The organism is Priestia sp. JSM ZJ58, from assembly GCF_044383985.1.
GTDB lineage: Bacteria > Bacillota > Bacilli > Bacillales > Bacillaceae_H > Priestia > Priestia zanthoxyli.
Genome location: NZ_JBISEM010000001.1, coordinates 560,555 through 587,106 on the forward strand (window position 1 = coordinate 560,555; position 26,552 = coordinate 587,106).

The 26,552-nt window shown below is 39.0% G+C and carries 31 protein-coding genes and 1 pseudogene; 28 read left to right on the top strand and 4 right to left on the bottom strand.

Annotated elements, in window-relative coordinates; all coding sequences use genetic code 11:
- Positions 1-39: 39 nt before the first annotated feature.
- From trpE to ACH6EI_RS03000, 20 genes and pseudogenes are all read left to right on the top strand, one after another.
- Positions 40-1,554 carry an anthranilate synthase component I gene (gene trpE / locus ACH6EI_RS02905; protein ID WP_028411503.1) on the top strand — a complete coding sequence of 505 codons (1,515 nt, stop codon included), beginning with the start codon at positions 40-42 and terminating at the stop codon, positions 1,552-1,554.
- Complete coding sequence (gene trpD, locus ACH6EI_RS02910) at positions 1,547-2,572, top strand: anthranilate phosphoribosyltransferase (protein ID WP_028411502.1); 1,026 nt, start codon at positions 1,547-1,549, stop codon at positions 2,570-2,572. Before trpE ends, trpD begins: the two co-directional genes overlap by 8 nt.
- Positions 2,562-3,329 carry an indole-3-glycerol phosphate synthase TrpC gene (gene trpC, locus ACH6EI_RS02915; protein ID WP_028411501.1) on the top strand — a complete coding sequence of 256 codons (768 nt, stop codon included), beginning with the start codon at positions 2,562-2,564 and terminating at the stop codon, positions 3,327-3,329. Before trpD ends, trpC begins: the two co-directional genes overlap by 11 nt.
- A pseudogene (locus tag ACH6EI_RS02920) lies at positions 3,319-3,912 on the top strand (phosphoribosylanthranilate isomerase); the annotation flags it as partial. The gene trpC and the pseudogene ACH6EI_RS02920, both read left to right, overlap by 11 nt.
- A gap of 30 nt (positions 3,913-3,942) precedes the next feature.
- Positions 3,943-5,157 carry a tryptophan synthase subunit beta gene (trpB, locus tag ACH6EI_RS02925; RefSeq protein WP_028411500.1) on the top strand — a complete coding sequence of 405 codons (1,215 nt, stop codon included), beginning with the start codon at positions 3,943-3,945 and terminating at the stop codon, positions 5,155-5,157.
- A complete protein-coding gene (gene trpA / locus ACH6EI_RS02930) occupies positions 5,144-5,959 on the top strand; it encodes a tryptophan synthase subunit alpha (protein WP_033579751.1) in 816 nt (271 codons plus the stop codon). The genes trpB and trpA overlap by 14 nt, the downstream gene beginning before the upstream one ends.
- 4 nt (positions 5,960-5,963) lie before the next feature.
- Complete coding sequence (gene hisC / locus ACH6EI_RS02935; RefSeq protein ID WP_099000469.1) at positions 5,964-7,067, top strand: histidinol-phosphate transaminase; 1,104 nt, start codon at positions 5,964-5,966, stop codon at positions 7,065-7,067.
- Positions 7,068-7,139: 72 nt separating this feature from the next.
- Positions 7,140-8,240: a prephenate dehydrogenase gene (locus tag ACH6EI_RS02940; RefSeq protein ID WP_099000468.1), complete on the top strand. Its 1,101-nt coding sequence runs from the start codon at positions 7,140-7,142 to the stop codon at positions 8,238-8,240.
- Between the two features lie 21 nt (positions 8,241-8,261).
- A complete protein-coding gene (gene aroA / locus ACH6EI_RS02945) occupies positions 8,262-9,551 on the top strand; it encodes a 3-phosphoshikimate 1-carboxyvinyltransferase (RefSeq protein WP_034270869.1) in 1,290 nt (429 codons plus the stop codon).
- Positions 9,552-9,849: 298 nt separating this feature from the next.
- Positions 9,850-11,112 (top strand): tetratricopeptide repeat protein, encoded by a 1,263-nt coding sequence (locus tag ACH6EI_RS02950; protein ID WP_205689540.1) that lies wholly within the window; start codon positions 9,850-9,852, stop codon positions 11,110-11,112.
- 97 nt (positions 11,113-11,209) lie between these two features.
- Entirely contained in the window at positions 11,210-11,755 is a 546-nt protein-coding gene (locus ACH6EI_RS02955; RefSeq protein WP_013058996.1) for a ReoY family proteolytic degradation factor, read from the top strand.
- A gap of 117 nt (positions 11,756-11,872) precedes the next feature.
- A complete protein-coding gene (locus tag ACH6EI_RS02960; RefSeq protein WP_028411494.1) occupies positions 11,873-12,331 on the top strand; it encodes a YpiF family protein in 459 nt (152 codons plus the stop codon).
- Positions 12,332-12,535: 204 nt separating this feature from the next.
- Positions 12,536-13,036, top strand: coding sequence for a QcrA and Rieske domain-containing protein (locus ACH6EI_RS02965; RefSeq protein WP_013058993.1), 501 nt, complete (start codon positions 12,536-12,538; stop codon positions 13,034-13,036).
- 3 nt (positions 13,037-13,039) lie between these two features.
- Positions 13,040-13,714, top strand: coding sequence for a menaquinol-cytochrome c reductase cytochrome b subunit (gene qcrB / locus ACH6EI_RS02970; protein ID WP_013058992.1), 675 nt, complete (start codon positions 13,040-13,042; stop codon positions 13,712-13,714).
- A gap of 110 nt (positions 13,715-13,824) precedes the next feature.
- Positions 13,825-14,592 (top strand): menaquinol-cytochrome c reductase cytochrome b/c subunit, encoded by a 768-nt coding sequence (locus ACH6EI_RS02975; protein ID WP_028411493.1) that lies wholly within the window; start codon positions 13,825-13,827, stop codon positions 14,590-14,592.
- Between the two features lie 133 nt (positions 14,593-14,725).
- Positions 14,726-15,313, top strand: coding sequence for a lipoprotein heptaprenylglyceryl N-acetyltransferase LhaT (gene lhaT, locus ACH6EI_RS02980; protein WP_028411492.1), 588 nt, complete (start codon positions 14,726-14,728; stop codon positions 15,311-15,313).
- Between the two features lie 82 nt (positions 15,314-15,395).
- Positions 15,396-15,806: a YlbD family protein gene (gene ylbD / locus ACH6EI_RS02985; RefSeq protein WP_033579755.1), complete on the top strand. Its 411-nt coding sequence runs from the start codon at positions 15,396-15,398 to the stop codon at positions 15,804-15,806.
- A gap of 5 nt (positions 15,807-15,811) precedes the next feature.
- Positions 15,812-16,048 carry a YlbE-like family protein gene (locus ACH6EI_RS02990; protein ID WP_013058988.1) on the top strand — a complete coding sequence of 79 codons (237 nt, stop codon included), beginning with the start codon at positions 15,812-15,814 and terminating at the stop codon, positions 16,046-16,048.
- Between the two features lie 99 nt (positions 16,049-16,147).
- Positions 16,148-16,534 carry a carbohydrate-binding protein gene (locus ACH6EI_RS02995; RefSeq protein ID WP_033579756.1) on the top strand — a complete coding sequence of 129 codons (387 nt, stop codon included), beginning with the start codon at positions 16,148-16,150 and terminating at the stop codon, positions 16,532-16,534.
- A 100-nt stretch (positions 16,535-16,634) separates the two neighbouring features.
- Complete coding sequence (locus ACH6EI_RS03000; protein ID WP_099331260.1) at positions 16,635-17,081, top strand: YlbF/YmcA family competence regulator; 447 nt, start codon at positions 16,635-16,637, stop codon at positions 17,079-17,081.
- A gap of 5 nt (positions 17,082-17,086) precedes the next feature.
- On the opposite strand, the gene ACH6EI_RS03005 is transcribed toward ACH6EI_RS03000, so the two are convergent.
- On the bottom strand, positions 17,087-17,401 hold the full coding sequence (locus tag ACH6EI_RS03005; RefSeq protein WP_033579757.1) for a hypothetical protein: 315 nt from the start codon (positions 17,399-17,401) through the stop codon (positions 17,087-17,089).
- Between the two features lie 77 nt (positions 17,402-17,478).
- Here ACH6EI_RS03005 and ACH6EI_RS03010 point away from each other — a divergent pair, with 77 nt between their 5' ends.
- On the top strand, positions 17,479-17,754 hold the full coding sequence (locus tag ACH6EI_RS03010; protein ID WP_013058985.1) for a YlbG family protein: 276 nt from the start codon (positions 17,479-17,481) through the stop codon (positions 17,752-17,754).
- Between the two features lie 74 nt (positions 17,755-17,828).
- Here ACH6EI_RS03010 and ACH6EI_RS03015 read toward each other — a convergent pair whose 3' ends face one another.
- Positions 17,829-18,215 (bottom strand): DUF7147 family protein, encoded by a 387-nt coding sequence (locus tag ACH6EI_RS03015; protein WP_013084871.1) that lies wholly within the window; start codon positions 18,213-18,215, stop codon positions 17,829-17,831.
- A gap of 589 nt (positions 18,216-18,804) precedes the next feature.
- Between ACH6EI_RS03015 and rsmD the strand changes: the two genes are divergently transcribed.
- Positions 18,805-19,374, top strand: a complete 570-nt coding sequence (gene rsmD / locus ACH6EI_RS03020; RefSeq protein WP_099331259.1) for a 16S rRNA (guanine(966)-N(2))-methyltransferase RsmD — start codon at positions 18,805-18,807, stop codon at positions 19,372-19,374.
- A 35-nt stretch (positions 19,375-19,409) separates the two neighbouring features.
- The gene (coaD, locus tag ACH6EI_RS03025; RefSeq protein WP_013058982.1) at positions 19,410-19,904 is read left to right on the top strand and encodes a pantetheine-phosphate adenylyltransferase; all 495 of its coding nucleotides are present in this window, start codon (positions 19,410-19,412) and stop codon (positions 19,902-19,904) included.
- A gap of 58 nt (positions 19,905-19,962) precedes the next feature.
- Here coaD and ylbJ read toward each other — a convergent pair whose 3' ends face one another.
- Complete coding sequence (gene ylbJ / locus ACH6EI_RS03030) at positions 19,963-21,171, bottom strand: sporulation integral membrane protein YlbJ (protein ID WP_033579758.1); 1,209 nt, start codon at positions 21,169-21,171, stop codon at positions 19,963-19,965.
- A gap of 466 nt (positions 21,172-21,637) precedes the next feature.
- On the opposite strand from ylbJ, the gene ACH6EI_RS03035 reads away from it, so the two are divergent.
- Together ACH6EI_RS03035 and ACH6EI_RS03040 are read left to right on the top strand one after the other, a co-directional pair.
- Positions 21,638-22,435 carry a patatin-like phospholipase family protein gene (locus ACH6EI_RS03035; protein ID WP_099331258.1) on the top strand — a complete coding sequence of 266 codons (798 nt, stop codon included), beginning with the start codon at positions 21,638-21,640 and terminating at the stop codon, positions 22,433-22,435.
- Positions 22,425-23,441 carry a SepM family pheromone-processing serine protease gene (locus ACH6EI_RS03040; RefSeq protein ID WP_028411485.1) on the top strand — a complete coding sequence of 339 codons (1,017 nt, stop codon included), beginning with the start codon at positions 22,425-22,427 and terminating at the stop codon, positions 23,439-23,441. Before ACH6EI_RS03035 ends, ACH6EI_RS03040 begins: the two co-directional genes overlap by 11 nt.
- A 27-nt stretch (positions 23,442-23,468) precedes the next feature.
- On the opposite strand, the gene ACH6EI_RS03045 is transcribed toward ACH6EI_RS03040, so the two are convergent.
- Positions 23,469-24,668 carry a nucleotidyltransferase gene (locus ACH6EI_RS03045; protein WP_099331257.1) on the bottom strand — a complete coding sequence of 400 codons (1,200 nt, stop codon included), beginning with the start codon at positions 24,666-24,668 and terminating at the stop codon, positions 23,469-23,471.
- 179 nt (positions 24,669-24,847) lie between these two features.
- Between ACH6EI_RS03045 and ACH6EI_RS03050 the strand changes: the two genes are divergently transcribed.
- From ACH6EI_RS03050 to ACH6EI_RS03060, 3 genes are all read left to right on the top strand, one after another.
- Positions 24,848-25,366 (top strand): YceD family protein, encoded by a 519-nt coding sequence (locus ACH6EI_RS03050; protein WP_014458367.1) that lies wholly within the window; start codon positions 24,848-24,850, stop codon positions 25,364-25,366.
- A gap of 65 nt (positions 25,367-25,431) precedes the next feature.
- Positions 25,432-25,605 carry a 50S ribosomal protein L32 gene (gene rpmF / locus ACH6EI_RS03055; protein WP_013058976.1) on the top strand — a complete coding sequence of 58 codons (174 nt, stop codon included), beginning with the start codon at positions 25,432-25,434 and terminating at the stop codon, positions 25,603-25,605.
- Between the two features lie 169 nt (positions 25,606-25,774).
- A complete protein-coding gene (locus ACH6EI_RS03060) occupies positions 25,775-26,542 on the top strand; it encodes an enoyl-CoA hydratase/isomerase family protein (RefSeq protein ID WP_028411483.1) in 768 nt (255 codons plus the stop codon).
- Positions 26,543-26,552 lie beyond the last annotated feature (10 nt).

A 26,552-nucleotide genomic window follows, 5' to 3' on the forward strand; every position in this document is an offset into this window, starting at 1 on the left:
ATCTATTCTCATTCTCCATGAAATGGAGGATTGAAAGATATGACGAACACGTATACTTCTTTTTTAGAAGACTCTACAAAGTATTTAACCATTCCAATCATAAAAAAAATATTTATCGATAGCATGACACCTGTTGATCTTTTTCAGCAAGTAAAAGATGAAGCTGTATATTTGCTTGAAAGCAATGATGAATCATCACCATGGTCCAATTATTCTTTTATTGGCTTGAATCCGTTTTTGTATGTAGAAGAAGAGAACGGAACCTATCTAGCAAAAAACAAGCAGCTTCAACCTGTGCTGCAAGGAGACAGCTTTAAAGAGGTATTTTGTAAAATTCAGCAAGAGCTGAAAGTGAAAGTACCAGACCTTGCACTTCCTTTTAAAGGAGGAGCAGTAGGATTTATCAGCTACGACGCAGTATCGCAAATTGAAAAAGTAAACGTACATGCCCAAAACGATTTGAACATGCCTACTTTTCACTTTATCTATTGTCAAACGATGCTCGCTTATAATCACCAAACAAAAGAGCTTATGGTGATTCACTACATTCAGCTTGATGAGCAAGATAAAGAACAGCAGAAAAAAGAAAAACATGATGAAGCTCTAGCAGAGATCAATCGATATGTTGAAAGAATAGCGCAGACGGTGAAAGAAAAGCCGATGATGTTTGAAAGCGAGCAGCGCGAAGTTAGCTTTGAAGGTGTGACATCGTCATACCAAAAAGATAAATTTGTGCAAGATGTGGAAAAAATTAAGGAATACATTAAAAGCGGAGATGTTTTTCAAGCCGTATTGTCGCAGAGATTTCAAATTGATACGACCGTAGCTGGATTTGATATTTACAGAGTATTGCGATTAGTTAATCCATCTCCTTATTTATTTTACGTGAAAGTAAAGGGAGTGGAATTGATTGGAAGTTCCCCTGAGCGGTTGATTCAAATTGAAAACGGCCATTTAGAAATTCATCCAATTGCAGGAACGAGAAGACGCGGCAGAGATGCAGAAGAAGATGCGCGCTTGTATGAAGACTTAATTAACGATGAAAAAGAGCGGGCAGAACACTATATGCTCGTGGACTTAGCAAGAAATGACATCGGCCGAGTTGCACAGTATGGAAGTGTCCAAACGCCGGTATTAATGCAGCAGGTTAATTTTTCGCACGTCATGCACTTGATTTCTAAAGTGACAGGACGCCTAGATGAAAAAGTACATCCTATTGATGCGCTGCTTTCTGCATTTCCAGCGGGTACCGTATCTGGCGCTCCAAAAGTGCGGGCGATGCAAATCTTAAATGAAATTGAACCAGTTGCGCGAAATGTATATGCAGGAACCGTAGCATATCTCGGATTTGATGGAAACATTGATTCGTGCATTGCAATTCGTACCATTCTTTTGAAAGACCAAACCGCTTATATACAGGCTGGAGCAGGAGTGGTTGCTGACTCAAAACCGGAGCTTGAGTGGAAAGAAACCCGCAATAAAGCTAGCGCTTTAATTAAAACAATTCAATTAGCTCAAGACATCTACGATAAAAAGGAGGATGTATATGTTTAAAGAATTGTTGAAAAAGTGTTTGCGCGGCGAGTCACTTTCAGCGGAAGAAGCAGAAAAAATTATGAATGATATTATGAACGGTAAAGTCCCGGCAGCTCAAATTGCTAGCGTGCTAACCATTTTAACGTACCGAGGAGAAACCGTCGATGAAATTGTTGGTTTTGTCCGGGGTATGAAAAACAACATGAATGCTATTTCTCTAGAAGAATTAAACGTAGTAGATACGTGCGGTACGGGAGGAGACGGCGCCTCTACGTTTAATATTTCGACGGCTAGTGCGATTGTGGCATCTGCTGCTGGAGTAAAGGTTGCGAAACATGGGAATCGCGCGGTGTCTTCTAAAAGCGGAAGTGCAGACGTGTTAGAACATCTGGATATATGGATTCAAGGAAATGAAAAAGAAGTGAAAAATGCGGTGTCTGACCTCAACATGTCCTTTTTATTTGCGCCGCTTTATCACCCTGCTATGAAGCACGTTGCTGCTACTCGAAAGGAATTAGGGTTTAGAACCGTTTTTAATGCATTAGGTCCGTTAGCAAACCCTACTAATTGCACAAAGCAAGTAATTGGCGTTTACTCTATTGAGCTTGCACGGAAATTAGCAGAAGCGCTTGTTGTACTGGGAGCTAACCACGTTCTTCTCGTTGCGGGCAGGGACGGTTTGGATGAAATTAGTGCCACGGATGTAACGGATATTGTAGAAGTGCAAGACAATGTTATTACAGAATATACGCTTGCACCAGAGGATGTACACTTACAGAGAGGTAAGCTTGAAGACTTGGTGGTAGAAGACGCGAAATCGAGTGCAGAGCTCATTGAATCGCTATTTTTAAATAAAAGTAATGTAACTGCTAAAAATGCAGTCGTGTTGAACTCTGCTGCAGCTATTTACGTTAGCGGAAACGTTTCTACTTTTGAAGAAGGAGTAGCTGTAGCTTTAGAAACAATTGAATCAGGTGCTGCATACACGCAATTACAACGATTGAAATCGAAAAAGGTGGTTGAACATGCTCAATAAAATTATTGAAACAAAAAAAGAAGAAATTCAAAACCTACAGTTACCCGAACAGCAAAATGTTACAAAACGATCATTTTTAGAAGCTTTATCAAATCCAAATCGAGAGCTGGCTCTTATTGCAGAAGTAAAAAAAGCCTCTCCTTCCAAAGGATTAATAAAGGAGAATTTTCAGCCTGTGGAAATTGCTAAAGCCTACGAGGAAGGAAAAGCAGATGCTTTGTCTGTGTTAACGGATCAGCACTATTTTCAAGGACACCGAACGTTTTTAAGTGATATTAAACAGCATGTCTCTATTCCTGTGCTTCGTAAGGATTTCATCATTGATTCCATTCAAGTGGAAGAAAGTGCAAGAATCGGTGCCGATGCTATTTTACTCATCGGAGAAGCACTTGAACCATTAAAATTGCAAGAGCTTTATCTTCAAGCTGCTGAAAAAGAGTTAGATTGTTTAGTAGAAGTGCATTCTTTAGAAACGCTTGAACAGCTGTTAGCTGTATTTACACCGAAGATTATCGGGATTAATAATCGAAATCTTCATACGTTTGAAACCAGCGTGCAGCAGACAAAAGAAATCGCTAAGCACGTGCCGAAAGATCAGCTTTTAGTAAGTGAAAGCGGCATTTACTTATACGATGATGTTTCCTACGTAAAAGAAGCCGGAGCAAAAGCTATTTTAGTAGGAGAATCGCTTATGAGACAGGATAATCAAACCAAAGCGATTAAAAAGCTGTTTGGGGAAAGTGAATATGCTTATTAAGTACTGCGGTATTCGATCAAAACAAGATATAGCTTTAATCGAAAAGTCGGCTGCTACTCACATTGGCTTTATTTTCTACCCTAAAAGTAAACGATATGTAAAGCCTGAACGAGTAAATGAGTTTGTAACGGATGAAATAAAAAAACAAGTCTCGCTAGTAGGGGTATTTGTTAATACACCGGTGGATCAAATACTTGAAATTGCCTCCGTGACAAATTTAGCTGTGATTCAGTGCCACGGGCAAGAAACAGCTGCTGAAGTACGTGAGTTAAAGCAGCGTGGATATGAAGTATGGAAAGCACTCCCGCACAATAAAGATACGCTGCAGCAAATGCATGTATATGAAGAAGCTGACGGTTATGTAATTGACAGCAAGGTTAAAGAACAATTCGGAGGAACGGGCGTCGCTTTTGATTGGAGCTTCGTTCCTCAGTATGAATCAGCTGCACGAAAGTTAGGTAAAAAATGCTTTATTGCTGGAGGAATCAATGCCTTTAACATTGAGAACTTGTTACCCTACAAGCCTGGGGCGATTGATATTTCTGGCGGTATTGAAACAAATGAAACGAAGGACTATACAAAAATTATAGAGATTGAAAGGAAGATCCATACTATGACATACAATCATCCTGATGAATTTGGCCGCTTTGGTGAATTTGGCGGAAAATACGTACCTGAAACATTAATGAAACCACTTGAAGAAGTAGAAGCAGCTTTGAATCAAGCAATGAAAGATCCGGCATTTAAAGATGAGTATCTATCCTTACTCGTCAATTACTCAGGGCGACCAACGGCTTTAACATATGCTGATAATATTACCGAAACACTCGGCGGGGCAAAAATTTATTTAAAACGTGAAGACTTAAATCATACGGGTGCTCACAAAATCAACAATGCCATTGGACAGATTTTACTTGCTAAACGGATGGGCAAAACAAAAATTATTGCTGAAACAGGAGCGGGTCAGCACGGGGTAGCCACAGCTACAGTAGCTGCAAAGTTCGGAATGGAATGTAAAGTATTCATGGGAGAAGAAGATATTGAACGTCAGGCGTTGAACGTCTTTCGCATGAAGCTTCTAGGAGCGGAAGTCATTCCTGCAACTTCTGGAACAAAAACGCTAAAAGATGCAACAAATGAAGCAATCCGCTACTGGGTTCAACACTGTGAAGATCATTTTTACTTAATTGGTTCGGCAATTGGACCGCATCCTTATCCTAAAATGGTTCGAGATTTCCAAAAAATTATTGGAGAAGAAGCAAAAGAACAGTTTACAGCGGTAGAAGGAAAACTTCCAAATGCTGTCGTGGCATGCGTCGGAGGCGGTAGTAATGCAATCGGTATGTTTTATGATTTTATTAAAGAAGAACATGTACGCTTGATTGGAGTAGAAGCAGGGGGGAAAGGACTAAATACAGCTCTTCATGCTGCTAAAATGGCTAAAGGCACAAAAGGTGTTATCCACGGAACGCTCACGTATTTACTTCAAGATGAAAATGGTCAAATTACAGAGCCTTATTCTATTTCAGCAGGTTTGGATTATCCGGGTATCGGTCCAGAGCATTCTCACCTTTCATCTATTGGACGAGTAGAATATGAAAGTGTAACGGATGATGAATCAATCGAAGCTCTTCAGCTGCTGGCGAAAACGGAGGGAATCATCCCGGCTATCGAATCCGCCCATGCGCTGGCAAAAGCATTTGAACTGGCTAAAAGCATGACGAAAGAAGAAACCATTTTAATTTGCTTATCAGGTCGAGGAGATAAGGACGTTCATACATTAGTAAACTTGCTAGAAGGGAAGGAAGAAGAACATGAATACGTTTGAAGCGAGACTACCTAAACATGAAACATTATTTATTCCATTTATTACAGCAGGAGATCCTCATGAAGATGCAACGGTGGAGATTGCTTTGTCTTTGCAAAAGCAAGGTGCTTCTATTTTAGAGCTGGGCGTACCGTATTCCGATCCTTTAGCAGATGGTCCGATTATTCAAGAGGCGTCCAAAAGAGCTTTATCTGGCGGTATGTCTATTTCAAAAGCTATTAAGCTTGTATCGGTGATGAGAAAAAAAGGTGTGAAAATACCGGTAATTCTCTTTACCTATTTTAATCCTGTGTTACAATTAGGTTTAGAATCCTTTTTCGCGTTAATGCGAGAAAATGAAATAGATGGAGTGCTAATTCCGGATTTACCGTACGAAGAGAGTGGCCGTATCCGGGAGCTTGCCGCTGAAAATGAAGTTGCGTACATTTCAATGGTTGCTCCTACATCTAAAGAGCGTATTCAAAAAATTGCTGCAGATGCAACGGGCTTCTTATACTGCGTGTCGTCTTTAGGCGTTACTGGGGTTCGCTCTACGTTGCCGGCTGATATTGGCACCTTTTTAGAAGATGTGAAAGCAGCAGCTTCTATACCGGTTGCCGTCGGTTTTGGGATTTCAACAAGCGAACAAGTAGAGGTATTAAAAGAACACAGCGACGGCATTGTAATTGGAAGTGCAATTGTTAATAAAATTGGCCAGCTTGAAGAAGTTCTTTTAAATAAGGATACACGCCGAGACGGATTAAATCAAATTGAGGAGTATGTTGCATCCATCGTTTCGCCTATACAAAAATGCGAGGTGTAACACGGTGAAGGTAAAAGAACAATTACTGACTTTATCTCCATATAAACCAGGTAAGCCAATTGAAGAAGTGAAGCGTGAATTTAATTTAGATCGCGTTGTAAAATTAGCATCCAATGAAAATCCTTACGGCAGCTCTGCTTTAGTAAAAGAGGCGATTGCTGCAGAAATTGAAAATATGGCGCTTTATCCAGACGGTTATGCAGCTGAACTGCGTGCAGCAGTAGCAAAACACGTAGGTGTAGAGCAAGATCAGCTGATTTTTGGAAATGGGTCTGATGAAGTCATTCAAATTATTTGCCGAGCTTTACTATCGGCTGATACAAACACTGTCATGCCAACGCCATCATTTCCTCAATATAAGCACAATGCCGTGATTGAAGGTGCAGAAATTCGTGAAGTACCGCTGCGCGGCGGAGATCATGATTTAAATGCTATGCTTCGTGCAATTGATGAAAATACGACAATTGTATGGGTATGCAGTCCTAATAACCCAACGGGAACGTATGTGAAGGGCGATGAGTTAATTTCCTTTATGAAGCAAGTTCCTAAGCATACGTTAATCGTTATGGATGAAGCGTATTTTGAGTATGTAGCAGACCAAGCCGACTATCCGAATACGGTAGAGCTTTTGAATGAATACGAAAACTTAATTGTACTTCGCACATTTTCAAAAGCATACGGCTTAGCTTCTTTGCGTATTGGTTACGGTATTGCAAACGAATCATTGCTACAAAAAATTGAGCCGGCTCGCGAACCTTTTAATACAAGCCGCATGGCTCAAAAAGCAGCAATCGTTGCTCTTGAAGACCAAGCGTTCATTGAAGAGTGCAAAAAGAAAAATGAAGCAGGTTTGCAGCAGTACTATGCTTTCTGTGATAAGAATGGCTTAAACTATTATCCTTCTTTCACTAATTTTGTTCTAATTGATTTTGGCCGTCAAGGCGATGAAGTGTTTCAATTTTTATTGGAGCGCGGATTTATCGTTCGTTCAGGGAATGCATTAGGCTTCCCAACTTCCGTTCGTATTACGGTGGGAACAAAAGAACAAAATGAACAAATCATTGAATTGCTTCAGCAGTTTGTTAACCAAGAAACGGCGAAAGCTTAATACCTAATATAGTAAAAGATGAGAGTGTGATTTCACACTCTCATCTTCATATGCACAATGAGGTGAAGGAAAGTGAAAGAAAATGTTTTTGTTATAGGCCTAGGATTAATTGGAGGATCTCTTGCACTTAATATAAAAAAGACGCATCATCATCTTGATGTAATAGGTTTTGACATTAATCAAGAGCAGCTGGAGCTCGCTAAAACTCTAGGCGTAATTGACCAAGCGGCTTCTTCTTTGCAACAAGGCGCTGAGCAAGCGGATTATATTGTTATTGCCATTCCGGTCACCCAAGCAGCGGAAGTGCTAAAACAGTTCGAACATTTTACGCTCAAACAGTCTGTCATCGTAACAGACGTAGGAAGTACAAAAGAAGAAGTAGTGAAGACAGCCGAGGCTCTTATTTCTAAAGGCATTGAGTTTATCGGGGGTCATCCAATGGCGGGGTCTCATAAAAGCGGAGTAGCTGCTTCTAAAGCTCATTTATTTGAAAATGCAATGTATGTATTAACACCTTCATCTTCTACTTCTTCGGAGGCTTTAAAAAGCTTAAAGGAATTGCTAAGTGGTACAAAAGCTAAAATTATTGTAATGTCACCAAAAGAACATGATAAATTAGCAGGTGTCATTAGCCATTTTCCACATATTATTGCTGCAAGCCTTGTTCATCAAGCAGAATATTACCAACAAGACAATCAGCTAGTTTCGCAGCTTGCGGCTGGAGGGTTTCGTGATATTACACGTATTGCTTCAAGCAGTCCAGCGATGTGGAGAGATATTTTGCTTCATAACCAGGATGCGCTTCTTTCAATGTTTGACCACTGGCTTGAAGAAATGAACGACGTGCGAAATATGATCGAACGAAAAGATGCGAATGATATCTATACATATTTTTCACAAGCGAAACAATTTAGAGATCAGCTTCCTGTACGAACCAAAGGAGCGATTCCATCCTTTTATGATCTCTATGTGGATGTTCCTGACTATCCGGGTATTATCTCAGAAGTAACCGGTTATTTAGCAGAAGATGAAATCAGTATTACAAACATTCGAATTTTAGAAACACGAGAAGATATATACGGAGTATTACGTTTGAGCTTTCAAACAGAGGAAGATAGAAAGCGGGCAAGAGCGTGTCTCCATCAGCATCAATATCAGACGTTTATTTCTTAATGTACGAAAGGTGTGAATGAAATGAGTGGAAAACCATTAAAAACGAATCTTTCATCTCTTCAAGGAGAAATTTCTATTCCCGGGGATAAGTCGATTTCTCACAGAGCTGTGATGTTCGGAGCGATGGCAGAAGGGAAAACTACGATTAATCATTTTTTAGCAGGTGAAGATTGCTTAAGTACTATCTCTTGTTTTGAAAAGATGGGCGTATCGATTAAAAGAGAAGGCGAGTATGTCGAAGTGGAAGGTAAAGGTATCGAAGGATTAAGTGAACCTACTTCCATCTTAGATGTAGGAAATTCAGGAACAACTACTCGTTTAATGCTGGGGATTCTTGCCGGTGTGCCATTTCATACGTCTCTAATTGGAGATGAGTCGATTGCCAAGCGTCCAATGAGCCGTGTTACGGTGCCGCTGCGCTCTATGGGTGCAAAGATTGATGGGCGTGAGCATGGCCAATATACGCCTTTATCTACTAGAGGAGGAGCATTAAAAGCAATTCATTACCATTCTCCTGTAGCAAGTGCACAAGTAAAATCGGCGATTTTACTAGCGGGACTTCATGCCGAAGGCACAACAAAAGTAACCGAGCCTTTTACATCACGCGACCATACCGAGCGTATGCTTCGCGCATTTGGAGTAGACGTAGAGGTAGATGGAACGACTGTAAGTATTGAAGGGGGACAATCCCTGCGCGGAACGGATGTGTACGTCCCTGGAGACATTTCTTCAGCTGCATTCTTTCTTGTTGCAGGAGCCATTGTTCCAAACAGCCGAATCGTTTTGAAAAACGTCGGACTCAATCCTACAAGAACAGGTATTATTGATGTGCTTCAGCAAATGGGTGCACGCCTTACAATTTCCAATGAACGTATTCAAAATGGAGAGCCTATTGGCGATTTGACGATTGAAACGTCTCAGTTGAAAGGGATTGAAATTGGGGGCGATTTAATTCCTCGTTTAATTGATGAAATTCCGGTAATCGCTCTTTTGGCGACTCAGGCAACTGGGAAAACGGTGATTAAAGATGCGGAAGAACTAAAAGTAAAAGAAACGAACCGTATCGATACGGTTGCAACCGAGCTAAGCAAGCTGGGTGCCTCTGTTACGCCAACAGCTGATGGCCTCATCATTGAAGGCAAGACGGCCCTGCGAAGCGGTGAAGTAGACAGCTACGGAGATCATCGAATTGGAATGATGCTTGCGGTCGCAGCAGCCATTGCAACGGGAGAGGTAACGCTAAAGAGAAGTGATGCCATTCACGTCTCCTACCCTACTTTTTTTGAAGATCTTGATGAGCTAAGCCAATAAGGAAGAGGCTGGAACAAACGTATTTTGGTTGAAGGGAAATCCGAACGAGGAATTGATATTGTTGATGAAAAATCAAACTCGTTCGGATTTTTTATTGAGATGGTGAACGAAGGTTTCATGTCTCAATCTCGTTTTTACCTAAAAAAATGTAAGCGTATTCAAATTGATTTGTTGAACAAACGCTCAAACTATTTTATCATTGTGTATAGAAGCATGTGTTCTTGCTTCGAGTTTGGAAAAATAGAAAATTAATTCGTTTTATTTTTATATAAAAAGTGAATGTAATAATAAAGGAGAATTGTGTGTGAAAGAACTAGACCGCGCGATAGGTTACGTAGAATCCAATGAAATTGAAAAAGGTCTTGCCCTTATTCATGAATTGAAAGATAAAGCTACAGACGAAGAAAAGTTTTTAATGGCTGAACAGCTGCAGGAGTGGGGACTAGTAAATGATGCGCTGCCTTTAATAGACGAGCTCATCGCTAAATACCCAGAAGAAGGCGAGCTGTATTTATTAAAAGCTGAAATGCTCATTGATTTAGAAGAAGAAGAAGAAGCCATTCATATTTTAAATCAAATTAGCAGCGAAGACGATAATTACGTGCCAGCTCTGCTTCTTGTAGCTGACTTATATCAAATGCAAGGCCTTAGTGAAGTAAGTGAGCAAAAGTTAATGGAAGCGAAAAAAATGCTTCCAAATGAGCCGGTTATCGATTTTGGGCTCGGTGAATTTTACAGCAGTCAAGGAATTTATCAAAAGGCAATTCCTTTTTATCAAACGCTGCTAAAAACAGAAAAAGAATTTAACGGTACGGATCTTCGTCAGCGATTAGCTGAAAGTCTAGCAGGTATCGGCCAGTTCGAAGAAGCGCTTCCTTACTTTGATCAAGCGTTAAAAGATAAGCTTGAGATTAACACACTATTTGAATATGCGATTTCAGCGTATCAAGCAGGTCATTATCAGACCGCTATTGAAAAGTTTACAGAACTAAAAGAGTTAGACCGTGAGTACCATTCTCTTTATTTATATTTAGCAAAGTCATATGAACATGAAGAGATGCTAGAAGAGGCTGCGGTGGCTGTCAACGAAGGTATTGCGCAGGATGAATTTCAAAAAGAACTTTACTTTTTTAAAGGTAAAATAGCATTAAAGCGCGGTCTAGAAGAAGAGGCTGAATCGGCGTTTCAACAAGCGATTGCACTAGATCCAGGGTACATTGAAGCTATTTTAACTCTCTCTAAACTTTATATGAGTCAAGAGAGATATGAAGATGTAGTAGAGAATATCGAGCATGCCAAAGAATATAATGAGCATGATCCTCATTTTGAATGGGATTTAGCAAAAGCTTATCAGGAATTAGAAAATTATGAAGAAGCGCTAAAATACTACGAATCTGCATATACTGTTTTTAAAGAAGAGTATGCGTTTTTAGAAGAGTATGGCTATTTCTTATTAGAAGAAGGACAGCGCTCGAAAGCGAAGGGGATTTTCCAAGCTTTATTAGCCATGGATCCAACAGTAGATGAAATTCAAGACATATTATTTCAATTAGAAGAATAAATAATAGTTCAGAGGATTTTATTGCTGCCGTGTGGAATAAATAACTGTAAAAGGTGTTTTAACTGAGAGTTTAAACACAGAGGAGGGAAGTGAGAATATGACGACCCCTGTTACTGTCAACGAGAAAAAAGAATTTGTTCGCTGGTTTTTAACGAATTATCAGCTGAAGCGCAGAGAATGTGTATGGATTTTAAATTATTTGATGAGCCATGATCAATTGATGAAACGAGTTCACTTCGTTGAGCAAGCACAGTTTTGTCCTCGCGGGATGGTGATGTCTACGCACTGTGTGGAAGACCCTCCATTTCGTTTTTATAAAGAAAATATCATGACAACCGATGCAGAAAAATCATTTCATGATATTCGTTTGAATCGAGAAGAAGACATTTATATTCAATTAAACTTCCGATCGTTGTATTCATCGCCTCAATATGTGGCTGTACTGGAAGACAATCCGTATATGCCAAAAGCTAATCAAACAAATGAAAAAGACAGAGTATTAGCTGAGCAAATATTGGAAGAATCTATTCAGAAATTTCAACGATCAAAAATCATGGAACTAATTGATAAAGCATTAGATGAAAATGATAAAGAGGAATTTCAGCGCTTAAGCGAATATTTAAATAACCATTATGTACAGTAGATAAACGAGAGATTGGCTAGCTTCTTAGAAAAAGGTCAATCTCTTTTTTTATCTCCTTATTCAGTTTGAAAAATAAATAAGACAAGCCTTAGCAAGCTTGCTGAGAGGAGAAGAAAGTTGAAGCTGCAGGCGAAGGAAATGGATGTGTATTTACAATCCAAAAGTTATGTTGATACTGTATTGGTTCCACTCATTCCTATTGATTTCGGAGAAGATTTAAAGCTTACTGCATCTATGAGTGAATATACGACTGCTCTTACTGAAGAGTTAGAGAGACAATTTAAAGGAAGAGTGATTTTAACACCTAGTTTTACATACTTAAAAAAAGATGGAGTAGCTGCTGTTTATGAAACATTACTTCGTTGGAATGAGCATATAAATGACAATGAAGTCAAACATCTTTTTGTGCTTACTAGCGACCGAGATTGGCTGCAGTATGAGAAAGAAATAGGGGCTCACTGCATTTGGATACCTGCTTTACCGCTTGAGCATATAGACGACTCGCATAAGTATACGCTCATACATGAACAAGTCCAACAGCTCCTGCCGATTTTTGTAGAGAAATGGAGTGTTTAAAAAGGCTGTAGAATAAGCAATGGAAGCGCAAACAAAATAATGACGAAAAATTTAGAAAAATAAAGATTATTTCCATGTTTTAGGTTTTTATTGTATTGACCTTCCAGAAATATTAATATATCATGATTATGTCCTAGTTTAATAGAATGGTCCATCATGTGTCCAAAATTCTCTGGACTGAACTTTTTTAAAGGGGGGAAAAGCATGGGTGATCGGGTATCAAGACGACAGTTTTTAAACTATACGCTCACTGGTGTAGGGGGATTTATGGCTGCTGGAATGTTAATGCCAATGGTGCGCTTTGCAGTAGATCCAATTTTGGAAAAAGAAGCGGGTCAGGATTTAGTAGCTGTAGCGCAGGTTAAAGACATTACAAAAGAGCCGAAACGTGTCGATTTTAAAATCAAGCAAGTGGATGCGTGGCATAAATCAGAAGAACCAAGATCGGCTTGGGTGTACAAAACTGATAAAGGTGAAATCGTCGCGCTGTCACCAATTTGTAAGCATTTAGGCTGTACGGTTAACTGGGCTGGTGACAAAAACTATCCACATCGTTTCTACTGCCCTTGTCATGGGGGAATGTATGAAAAAAGCGGTAAAAATGTACCGGGGACACCACCGATGGGACCGTTAGATGTATACGTTCAAAAGGTAAAAGGCGGTACGTTATATCTAGGAAAAGCCAAACCACAAGGAGGGGCATAGAAAATGTTGAATAAAATCTATGACTGGGTGGATGAACGGCTAGATATTACTCCTTTATGGCGAGATGTGGCCGATCATGAAGTGCCAGAACACGTAAATCCTGCACATCACTTTTCAGCATTTGTGTATTGTTTTGGTGGATTGACGTTTTTTGTTACCGTTATTCAAATTTTATCAGGCATGTTTTTGACCATGTATTATGTACCAGATATAAAAAATGCATGGGAATCCGTTTATTATCTGCAAAATGAAGTCGCTTTCGGACAAATTGTTCGAGGTATGCATCACTGGGGAGCAAGTTTGGTTATCGTCATGATGTTTTTACATACACTTCGTGTTTTCTTCCAAGGAGCATACAAAAAACCCCGCGAGTTAAACTGGATTGTGGGTGTGTTAATTTTCTTTGTTATGTTAGGTTTAGGTTTTACAGGTTATTTGTTGCCGTGGGATATGAAAGCGCTATTTGCAACGAAAGTAGGTTTGCAAATTGCTGAATCCACACCAATTATAGGCCAGCAAGTGAAGACATTACTCTCAGGACATCCAGACATCGTTGGTGCTCAAACACTAACTCGCTTTTTCGCCATTCACGTATTCTTTTTACCCGGAGCCCTGCTTGGCTTAATGGGTGCCCACTTCTTAATGATTCGTAAACAAGGAATTTCAGGACCACTATAAAAGTTTATACGCTTTATTCAATTAGTCAATCACACTAGTCATCATATGCATCAAGCACATACTCCGTTGTTAGTACTTTCACTAGAACAGTGAGAAAAAGGAGGGAGAACATGCATCGTGGTAAAGGGATGAAGTTTGTTGGAGATTCACGTGTTCCTGCAGAACGAAAACCCAATATTCCAAAAGATTACTCTGAATTTCCAGGGAAAACAGAAGCATTCTGGCCAAACTTTTTACTAAAAGAATGGATGGTAGGAGCAGTTTTTTTAATTGGTTATTTATGTTTAACCATCGCTCATCCATCTCCGCTTGAACGTATTGCCGATCCGACTGATACGGGGTACTTGCCTCTTCCCGACTGGTATTTTTTGTTCCTATATCAATTGCTTAAATATTCATTTGCTTCTGGTCCATATAATATTATAGGTGCATTTATTATTCCTGGGATTGCATTTGGCGCATTAATGCTTGCTCCTTTCATTGATCGCGGACCAGAAAGAAGACCGGCTAAGAGACCGTTTGCGACAGGATTCATGCTTCTGGCTATAGCAGCAGTCTTTTTCCTAACGTGGCAGTCAGCGACACAGGTAGATTGGAAAGCACGTGAAGAGCAAGGGAAAATTAGAGAAGAAGTAGCGATTGACAAAAATTCAGAAGGCTACAAAATTATGCAAAAGCAAACGTGCTTGACCTGTCATGGTGATAATTTACAGGGAGGCCCTGCGGCTCCGGCTTTAACAGGAATTGATTTATCTCCTGAAGAAATCGCCAATATCGCAAAAAATGGTAAAGGCAATATGCCAAAAGGTGTTTTCAAAGGTTCAGATAAAGAATTGAAAACGCTCTCGGAGTTTGTCGGAAACTTAGGAAAAGAATAATGAAAACCAGCCAAAAGGCTGGTTTTTTTGAATTTATTTAATGTTGTGGTTTATATCAATGAGATAGGTGCTTGCTATTGTCCAAAAACTGTACATAATAAAGAAGAGATTAAATGTAAAGGAGACTTTCTGAATGGCTTGGTTATGGTATACCTTAAAAGATAAGCGTTTTTTAACGCTTTTGCTGATTGTAAATATACTAGGAACAATCTACGGATATATTTGGTATGGGAGTCAATTAGCGGAAACACCTAAGAAGTTTTTATTATTTGTACCTGATAGTCCAACGGCAAGCTTGTTTTTTGTTATCGTACTTATCGGTCTTTTACTCGGAAAACATTTTTCACTATTTGAAGCTTTAGCCATGGTCACGCTGTTTAAATACGGGATTTGGGCCGTTATAATGAATGTATTGGTCTATGTGTTAACAGGATACATTGATTGGATGATGCTTATGTTAATGGCTTCTCATGCAGCAATGGCTTTTCAAGGGCTTTTATACGTACCGTTTTACCGGATTAAGTTATGGCATGTAGCGGTTGCCGCTGTATGGGCCGTACATAATGATATCATTGATTACGTTTTTTCTATGATGCCAAGATACAGCATGCTCAATGCGTATATGTCTGAAATTGGTTATTTTACATTTTGGCTAAGCATTTTATCTATTTTCATTACATACTGGTTCACAGTTCGTGCTTCTTCAAAAAAACAGCTATAAAAAATTTTTGAAATAGGCGCACGAAACGAGCTCTCTTTTTCTAAGATATAGTAGGCTATATTTAAGTATGAGGTGAGTGACTGTGAAGGAAACCAAACGAGAGCTTCATCCGTCCGTTGTGGAATTTAAACAATTTGTAAAATCACATCCCAAATTAGTAGAACAGGTTCGAAAGCAGCAAAAAACGTGGAAAGAGCTTTATGAAGATTGGTATTTATTCGGTGCAGAAGACCCAATGTGGGAGGCATATCGTTCAGAAGAAAGTGAAAAGGCTGAACCAGCTGCTGCCACAGAGGAGAAAAAAGATATTATGGGTACAATTGTATCCTCGCTAAAAAACATGGACTTGAATCAAATGCAAAATCATATCACAAATGTAAATTCCGCTATTTCGAATATTCAACAAGTACTGCAGCAATTTCAGCCATCTAAGCCATCCGGTGGAGGAGCAGCTTCCGGGCCAGGGAATCCATTTGGCTTTAGGAAAGATTAAACGCAATGAGAAAAGATATATACGAGTATATGCAGTCTCGTCCTAAACTCAACGACTTCGTTCGTGAACAGCCAATGTGGTACCGGCGTTTATCTAGGAATCCTGAAGAACTGGAGAAATTTGAATTAGAATCCAAACACTACTACAAACAAACCATTCCTCATAAAGTTGAAAAGTTTTCGAATTCGATTCAAATGGCAAACATGATGTTTCATATGTTTCAATCCATGAAAAATCAATGATCTCTGCATACATAGCGATGCAGAGATTTTTGCACGTCATGAGTAAAAATAAAGAGTTTGTAAACACTATGGAGAAACGAATGATAAAGGAATGGTATTATGCGCTTACTATTAACGACGGCCTTATGTGTAGTTTCTCTGCTAGGATGCAACCATGATAAACCAAAACCTGAGACTAAAACTTCCTCTCAACCGCGGGCGGCTGAAACGTTTGGTGCAATGAATACAAAACCTTCACTGATGGTACACCAGCATGTGAAAGGACAGAACGTATACGTCGAATGTATTCTAAGCGGGTTTTCATTTTCAACAGAGAGTGGATTCCTTCAAATCACAGTAGATGGAAAACCATTTAAAGAAATGAAGCAAGCAGCCTTTGTTTTAAGTGATCTTCCAAAAGGATCTCATACTGTTACGATTGAACTGATGAAATCTAAAGAAGAAAGTTATCAAGTGAGGAATACCTTTACGGTTGAAATTATATAGTTAAAAAGTAGAACTTGTAGTAAATCAGTGTAATCTGTTTTAGCAAGTTCTTTTTCTTTAGATCCAAAACGTGATAAGATAAAAACGGAGGTGCACAGCCATGCTGACAACAATGAGAACTGTTGAATTACTCGACGAGTCTGATCAGGTAGCGAACATGGTGTTACAATCAGACGTAGCCGAGAACTATCGTCAATGTTTATATAGATTAAATAAAGATTCACATGCACAGGCATTAATTGCTCAATTTGTGAAAATAAAGGAACAGTATGAGGATGTTCAGCGATTTGGAAAATATCATCCTGACTATAAAACCATTACGAGACAAGTACGTGATGTAAAGCGTCAAGTTGATTTACATGCGACAATCGCTGCGTTCAAAAAAGCAGAAAATGAATTGCAAAAACTGCTTGATGAAATTAGCGTTATCCTTGGTCAAGCTGTTTCAGAGCATGTTAAAGTACCGACGGGAAATCCGTTTTTTGATACGGGAAGCAGCTGCGGCGGTGGCTGCGGATCTGGTGGAAGCTGCGGGTGCAGCGCATAAGCCGTTCACTGTATAAATCGAACGCAATCAGCACAGGAATTTCCGCAGCAGGCCATTTTACGCTGTGGAACGTAAAACCTGTGCTGATAGACATAAGTAAGATGCTGACTTCTGACAAAACTTGAGCGCCACGTAGCATTTGTATTGGATGTAGCAAAAATAGATGAAGCTTCTAGAAGCTCATCTATTTTTCTACGCTCAATTGATGTGTTTATATACAAAAAGGGTATATTTGTGATTTTTTTGAAAATGACTTGTTCAATAGCTCTGTGCTCGTTAAAATGAGTAAGAAAGAGCATCCAGATATCATCTAAATTCATACATAAAGCACCTACTTCATATAAAAGAATTTATGATAAAGAAAACCAATATAACGTATGCAAAAGGGGAACTAAATATGTTTGTTGAACGTCAAGGAATTGTGGCGTATGTGCATTCTGTTAAGCAAGCAAAAGCATTGCGAAAGTACGGAAATGTACATTACGTATCTAAAGAATTAAAGTATGTTGTCTTATATTGCAACCAAGATGGCATTGAAAAAACAATCCATAAACTTCAGTCTCTACCTTTTGTGAAGAAAGTAGATCCTTCTTATCGGCCGTTTTTAAAAACAGAATTCGAAAATTCAAAGCCGGATAAAGCGAAGGAATATGACTATAAGATAGGAATTTAAACAAAAAAGGAATGTAATGTACATTCCTTTTTTTATTTTACTTGGCCTTAGCAAACGAATAGGCAGGGATGAGGTTATTGCATTGGCGGAATAAAGCGGTTCATTCGCAAAATGCCAATAAGGTGCTGATAGTATAGTGCTGTTTCTGGAAAGGTAGTAGATGGTTTGACATCGAGTACCACAATTTCTTTTCCCGCTTCCTCAGCTGCTCGTTTAAATAACTCAACGCGCTTGCTGTCGTTTTGTTTTAAAACAATTCCTTCTCGGCAAACGTAAAGCGGTTGGAAATTCCCTTCAGCTGTTGGATGCAAGACAGCGACAAAAGAAGCTACTTGTCGATCTTCTTTTACTGTTCGCAGCATAATAAGATGGGCAAGACGATGTTTGTTGCTTTTGACAATCTCTAACAGCTCATAAATATCTGAATACCCTTCTCCGAGCTCAATAAAACGCTGAATCATATGTATTTCCCCCTCTATGTATTAAAAAAGCAAACTCACGTAGTTTAATGTATCACTGAATATTTTAGGAGTAAATAAAAAAATCCCTACAACTACTCATTGTAGGGCCCTTCAATAAAGGGGTGTAATCACCTCTGCGATTACAAGCACCTTGATGAAGGCAAAGGGAGAGGAGAAACCGGAGGAAGAACTTATGGGGAAACGTAAGTCTTCTCCGCGGTTGGCAACAACATCGGTTAGATGATGTTGTTACTAGTCAGTATGTCCGTTTTAAACGTTCATATACCTGTCTCGTGAAATTCACTTTTTAAAATATAAAAGACTGATAACATGACAGAGAAAAAGGGTAAATTTACGTTTATGATGACATATTAAAGTAAAGGAAATCTTTTATGAACGAAATGCCGAATGATCTGCATAGGTGTATCTAAGGAGACGGTCGTAAAAGTCCAGCATAAAAGCAAGCTGCTGGGTTATTGCACAGAATGCATACAGCATTGAATAAATTGAGGATTTTTGCTAGTCTTTGTAATTCAAAATATGTTAGGATAATGAAGAATAAGGAAGTAAAAGTAAGGTAGTGATAAGGATGAGAGTAGTAGCAGGTTTATATAAAGGCCATGCGTTAAAGGCGGTTCCAGGATACTCAACCCGCCCTACAACAGATAAGGTGAAAGAAGCTATTTTTAATATGATTGGACCGTTTTTTGAAGGTGGAACAGCTCTTGATTTGTTCGGTGGAAGCGGTGGCTTGGGAATTGAAGCTCTAAGTCGAGGAATAGATAAAGTCATTTTTGTGGATCGGGATGGCAAAGCGATTCAGACGATTAAAGCAAACTTAGCATCCTGCCGGTTAGAAGACCGCGCTGAAGTGTATCGAAATGATGCAGAGCGTGCACTGAAAGCGATAAAGAAAAGGGAGCTGACTGTCGATTTACTTTTGCTTGACCCACCGTATAAAGCACAAAAGTTGAAAGCGCTTATCGAAACGGTAAGTGAAGAAAACCTTCTGACAAAAACAGGAATTATTGTAGCGGAGCATTCTCATGATGTACATTTAGATAATGAGATTGGTTTATTTGAAAAAATAAAAAGCGAAACGTACGGTATCATTGGTGTTTCTATTTATACATACAAGAAAGAAGAATCAGTTGAATAAATCAATGAGCTGTTAGATGTAGAAAGGGGATACGTATGGGCAGTATAGCTGTTTGTCCAGGAAGCTTTGATCCAGTTACGAATGGACATTTTGATATTATTAAACGAGGCGCAAATGTATTTGATACGATTTATGTGGTTGTTTTAAATAACTCCTCAAAAAGTCCTCTATTTACAGGGGAAGAGCGAGTAGCTTTGCTGAAAGAAGTAACAAAATCACTTCCTAATGTGGTAGTAGAGTCGTACAGCGGATTATTAATGGAGTATGCAAAAGAAAAGCAGGCAAAGACCATTTTAAGAGGTTTGCGTGCAGTATCAGATTTTGAGTACGAAATGCAAATCACATCTGTAAATCGCGTATTAGATAAAGAAATCGAAACGTTATTTATGATGACAAATAATCAATACTCGTTTTTAAGTTCTAGTATTGTAAAAGAGGTAGCTAAATATGGCGGGAATATTTCTGAATTAGTTCCTCCCCCTGTTAGAGAAGCGCTTGCAGAAAAATTTGAACAGCTGTCTCAAAAATAAGATAAAAAAGAACGTGACGTTTTCTTTGCCGATAAGAAAACGTCACGTTCTTTTTTTACTAGGAACGATGAAGAAACGCTCGTTTTGAATATAGATAAATATAGCAGCACAGCGTAAAAATCGTTAGGAGCGGGCCGTACACGTTTAGCCACTGCGATAGAATCGTAACGGACTCCAAGTGAGAAAAAACCGGCAGTGCTCCTTCAGATGCTTGAAAAGTAGTAATGGATTCCCGAAGAGGACCCCATAGAAAGATAGTGAATACTACCGCAAAACAGCCGTGAAAAATTCGGGCAATAAAAAACGGGAAAAATCGAATATCTGTTTCGGCGAGTATGCTAGCTACTTGTGCTTGAACAGAGAAACCGCTAAAGCCTAATACAAAGCTAACGATGATAATTTGATGAAACAGCAGCGTGTCCGGTGCTTCGCTTGCTAGGCGGCTTCCTAACGTAATTTCAAAAAGCCCCGAAATAAAGGGAAGGCTCAGCTCAGTCCCTATATGACAAAGGGAAAATAAATAAGCTAGACCGCTGCTTAAAACGGCCGTGATATGAGTCACATATAAAAGTTTGTTTAATACAGAAAATAAAATGATAAAACCGCCAATCATTAAGAGAGATTGAACTGCAGAAGTAACCGCATCTCCTAAAAGCTTCCCGATAGGACGCTTATCTTTTAATCGCGTTTTATGCATTTCGTGAAAAGCTAACGATAAAGAAGGTTTTTGAATTACTTGTCCTTTAGGTTTTGCTGATCCATAAAACCGCATCACCAGTCCTACACAAATATTCCCTATGTAATGAGAGAGAGCTAATATGATACCGACAGCTGGATTGTGAAAAAAGCCAACTGCCACAGCTCCAAAAATAAAAATAGGGTTAGATGAGTTAGTAAATGATACGAGCCTTTCAGCTTCAATAGCTGTTAGCTGTTTTTCTTGGCGCAGCCGGGAAGTGATTTTTGCACCTGAAGGAAACCCAGAAGCCATGCCCATTGCTAAAGCAAAACCCCCTACTCCAGGTACTCGGAATAAAGGCCTCATAAACGGCTCTAATAAGATTCCAATGAACTTCACTACGCCAAACCCAATAAGCATTTCTGAAACAATAAAAAAGGGCAGCAGAGAAGGAAAGACGACCTTCCACCATGTGTTGAGACCTCTTACTGAACCTTCTAGCGCTTCTTTTGGATATACAATAAGCGCAATAGCGAGAAGCGTTACGCTCGTCCCGAGCAGAAGTGTTTTCACCATCGATTTATTCAACGAACGATTCATCTCCTTTTCTAAGCTCACGTCATTTTGATACGAATGAAATGAGGAGTTTTAGGCAAATGTACAAGTTCTTCTATATATCAATATACGAAGCTATGCATCGACTTTATGCCTATGAGTAAGGAGAAAATAAATTCATACTGAATAAAAAGGCGTCTTGTCACATTTGGAAATACAATTCATATACATAAATCAATGCACTTCTAGGATAGTCAAGGAGTAAAAAAACGTATACGCAGCAAGCGAAGAGTAAGAATTTCTTAAAACAACCTTCAGTATAGTATAATGCTTAATAACCACCGTGGATTGAGCAAAACATATCTTTAGCTTCATACTAAATGAACAAATAGAAAATGAAGAATAGTCCTACCGAAGACAGGGCAACAATGATAGAGAAGCTCATCAAATGTTTTTACATTTTTAGAAGTCTATAAGGTAAAACGAGGGGGCAGGTAAAGTGGAAAGCCCAAAAATAGGAGTTGCGTTAGGCTCAGGTGGAGCTAGAGGTTTTGCACATTTAGGAGTAATCAAAACGCTAACAGAAAATAACATTCCTATTGATTTTCTAGCTGGCAGCAGCATGGGAGCTTTAGTTGGTGCACTATATGCGTCGGGTATTGAACTGACAACTCTTTATAAAATGGCGCTAACGTTCAAACGAAAGTATTATTTGGATTTTACCGTGCCAAAAATGGGATTTATTACAGGCAACAGAGTAAAATCGTTGGTTCGCACCTTTACGCAAAATAGAACCATTGAACAGCTATCTATACCGTTTGCCATTGTAGCGACAGATTTGAAAACAGGCGAGAAAGTGGTGTTTAAAAAAGGACCTATCGCTGAAGCGGTGAGAGCAAGTATTTCAATTCCAGGAATCTTTGCTCCCGAAGTAATTGATGGGCGATTGCTTGTAGACGGCGGGGTAGTGGACCGTATTCCTGTATCGGTTGTAAAAGAGATGGGATCTGATATTGTCATTGGAGTCGATGTATCAAAAGCGAAAGTGAATGCAGAAATCAGCTCCATTTTTGATGTCATTATGCAAAGTTTAGATATTTTGCAAGATGAGCTAGTAGCTCACCGAACTATTGCTTCAGACGTTATGATTCGTCCTAATCTCGATACTTTTAGTTCCAGAGCATTTACAAACATTCAAGAAATGATGTCAATTGGTGAACAAGCAGCACATGAGCAGTTGCCTTCTATTCTACAAGCAATTGATCATTGGAAGGAGAACAAAAAAAGTGAAATCTAGAATTAGAATTTTGGTATATTTGGCTGTTATTGCAGTGGTGGCAATGCTTTGTTTTTATCCATTGCCGTACTACATTACAAAGCCTGGAATGGCAGAAGAACTTGCGCCTATTATTAAGGTAGAAGATGGATACCATGAAAAAGGGACGTTTATGCTTACAACTGTAAGAATGGGCAGAGCAACTCCTCTTTCATATGGTCTTGCGAAAATACAGGACTTTCATGAAATTTTCCCTACAAAGCAAATTTTGCAGCAGGGTGAAAGCGATGAAGATTACTCGACAAGGCAATTACATATGATGGATACGTCAAAAAATGCCGCTATTTCAGTAGCATATGAAGCAGCTGGAAAGAGCGTTTCCTACCACAATAAAGGCGTATATGTTACATATGTTGTAGAAAATATGCCTGCACATGGAAAACTTCATGTTGGAGATGTCGTGACAAAAGTAGATGAGAAAAAAATTCAAACTGCTGAGGACTTAATCAACTACGTATCGACTAAAAAAGCAGGAGATTCAGTATCAATTTATGTAAAAAGAGATGGCAAAGAAAGCAAACATACTCTAAAAGTTAAAGCATTTCCTGACGAGCCGAAACGAGTAGGCCTAGGAATTGCCTTAGAAACGAACCAAGAATTAAAAGTCAAGCCCGATATACATATTGATACTGAAAAAATAGGAGGGCCTTCAGCGGGACTGATGTTCTCACTTGAAATCTATAATCAGCTTGTTAAAGAGGACATGACAAAAGGCCACCGCGTTGCAGGTACAGGGACTATCAATGACAAAGGAGAGGTAGGACCAATCGGAGGTATTTCACAAAAGATTGTAGCCGCAGATAAAGAAGGAGCAGAGATTTTCTTTGCACCAAATGAAAAAGGGGCTGCTGGCTCTAACTACCGAGAAGCAGTGAAGACAGCCAAAAAAATAAACAGTGATATGAAAATTGTACCCGTAGATTCATTTTCGGATGCCGTAACCTATTTAGAAAAGCTGAAACCATAAAAAAATCGTCTCTTGCAGACGATTTTTTTATGGCCAAATGATAGGAGGTTGCGTATATTCTTGTTTCATAAACTGAGAGCGCAGAGGCTCCTGAAACGGCATACTATAAACATGTGTCGCTTTAATATCGGTATCAATTTCTTTTAGTTTACATTGCGATACAGTGGATACAATAGGAAGGGACAGCTTTTTCTTAATTGTTTTTAAATAGGCTTGTCCGGTCTTTGACATTCCCAATAAGCGAATATAAGGATCAGCTTGTTGCATCTCACTTTTTGTTGTATTGGTTAAAAGGTGAACGCACATGCGCTGTAAACGGGTTCTCGTATATCGCTTCGTTTTAACATTTGTTAAAAAATCTTCAAATGAAGTAGATGAAGAAATATAAGATAGCAGTCGATGTTCAATACCTTCTTCTATTTCATAAATACGCTGTAAGTCATAAAGTGGAGTAGTTAATAATTTGTATTTCAAAAATGGGAAATAGTGCTCCCAATGATGAAACTGTCCGTGTGCTTGTTTGTAAGCTGCTAATTCATTTGCTGTACTAACTGGCATATGCCTGCCCAGGTCCCCATAGCTGCTGCTGTCAAAAATAGCTTTACGTATGCTTGTAGCGCTTGAAATAAAAGAGGAAGACAGGGAATCATCGTGATAATGTGATTGAATTCGAGTGATTGTATATGGTTTAATAGATGCATGCTGTTTTTTTATGGCAGCTACATAGCTCATTCCAAGCACATTATTTGGCTGAGATAGATCAATAGGAGCCTCCGTGAAAAGCTGTAAGAAAGCATTGGAAGCTGATTTTGGATAACTGTTTCCTTTTTTCATCTCTTGTTGAATTAAGGCAGATAGTTCTGATTCATGAGCTTCGAGCAAATCAGCGGTGCGGGTAAATGAGTCAATATTGCCATTTTCGCTGCCAAAGCATACAAAGTCAGCGTGAAGGGATTCCAAAATAGAAATAGCGCCGCTTGCGAATGTTTCAGCTTTTTGAGTAGAAAAAGCATAGGGTAATTCAACGACTAAGTCTGCACCAGCGGCTAAAGCCATTCTTGTGCGGGACCATTTCGATACAAGAGCAGGCTCTCCGCGCTGCAAGAAGTGCCCGCTCATCACAGCAATCACACAATCTGCTCCGGTTTGTTGTTTGGCTTGCTGCAAATGATAAGCGTGTCCGTTATGAAAAGGATTATATTCGACAATTATTCCAACTGCTTGCATAATGTCTCCTTTTAATTTATTATTTTTAGTCTAGCTCTTTGTTTTAAAAACGTTTTTTTATGAAAGTAAGAAATTTTTACAAAAAAGCATATTTAAGTACATTATAGTGTAAAGAAAAAATATTGACAAATAATCTTGTGAAAGCTATAATAACCTTTGTTGCCTTGAGGTGATTAACAATGAAATGGACAATACATCAATTGTATCAGTTGCAAAATAAAGGTCTAACATTTGACGAAGTGATTGACGGCAAAGAGTTTATGAATGCTGATCCTCAAATTCGTAGAATGTCAGATGTAAACGTGAAAGGAAGAGCCGACATTAGCTCTTCGAAAGTAACGTTTCACCTTAAAATTTCAGGAGAAATGACGTTGCCTTGTGCTCGTACATTAGTTGACGTTCCGTATCCGTTTGAAATTAACGCAACTGAAACGTTTTTATTGAATGTGAATGCTGATTATGAAGAAGATGCTGAAGTACGCATTGTAGAGGGAGAAACGGTTGATTTACAACCTTTGATTCAAGAGTTAATTATTGTTGAAATTCCTCTGCAGGTATTTAGTGAAAATCAGCAAGCGGCAGGAGCAGCTCCACAGTCAGGAAAAGACTGGGAAGTTGTTACCGAAGAAGAACAGCAGGAAAAAGTAGATCCCCGCTTAGCCGTACTCGAAAATTTCTTTAAAGACAAAAAGAAATAAAAATGCGAAGATCCGGCTTTCGGGCCTTCATATGATTTTAAAATTCTTTTAAGGAGGTGGGAATAATGGCTGTACCTTTTAGAAGAACATCTAAAATGAAGAAAAGAACGCGTCGTACGCACTTTAAATTACAAGTTCCTGGTATGGTAGAGTGCCCAAATTGTGGTGAAATGAAACTATCACACCGCGTATGTAAAGCTTGTGGTACTTACAAAGGAAATGACGTAGTAAGCAAATAATTGCTTATTTAAATAAAAGACCCTCTTAAAGGGTCTTTTATTTTTTTTGCCTTTTTTCCTTCTCTACCCTTTGGAAGAGAAGGATTTTTCTTATAGAACAAGAACTCTTTTTAAATAAACAATTACTGTTGTAAAAGGATTCATACCTTGTCCATAAGGAGGAAAAAGCATGAAAAAAAGCGAGCTGTTTACTACAAGCCAAGGCATTGCTACATTTGTGATTAATCGCCCTGAAAAGCGTAATGCCATTGATTATGATGTGATGAATGAACTGCAGCAAGCTGTAGATTATGTGAAACATAATCAGTTAGTAAAAGCTTTTGTAATTACAGGTGCTGGTTCAGACGCATTTTGCAGTGGAGGAGATTTAAGCGTATTTCATGAGCTAAAGACTTCGAAAGAGGCGTCTCAAATGTTAACGAAAATGGGGAGAATTCTTTATGAAATTTTAACGCTCCCAAAACCAACAGTTGCCCTTTTGAATGGAACATCGGTTGGGGGGGGATGTGAGCTTGCGATTGCATGTGACTTCCGTATAAGTGCAACACATAGCGAAATGGGCTTTATTCAAGGGAATTTAGGAATTACAACAGGCTGGGGAGGAGGAACCATTCTTCTTGAAAAGCTGCGGTATCAAGAAGCGATGGAAATGATCTACAGTGCTCAGCTGTATGGAGTAGAACGAGCAAAGCAAATTGGATTTCTTTCCTATGTTACATCGTTTAAAGAGCTAACTATGAGGTGTGAGGAGTGGTTAGCTCCTATTACTCATAAATCGACCCAAGTATTGCAAGCTTACAAAGAAATCGCTATTGAGAAATGGGAGCAAAGCCGGGTTTGGAATCGAATGGAACAAGAAATTCATCGCTGTTCGATATTGTGGGAATCGCCTGAGCATGAAGAAGCGGTTCAAAAGGTCATCGTTAAAAAAACATAGTTATGAACTG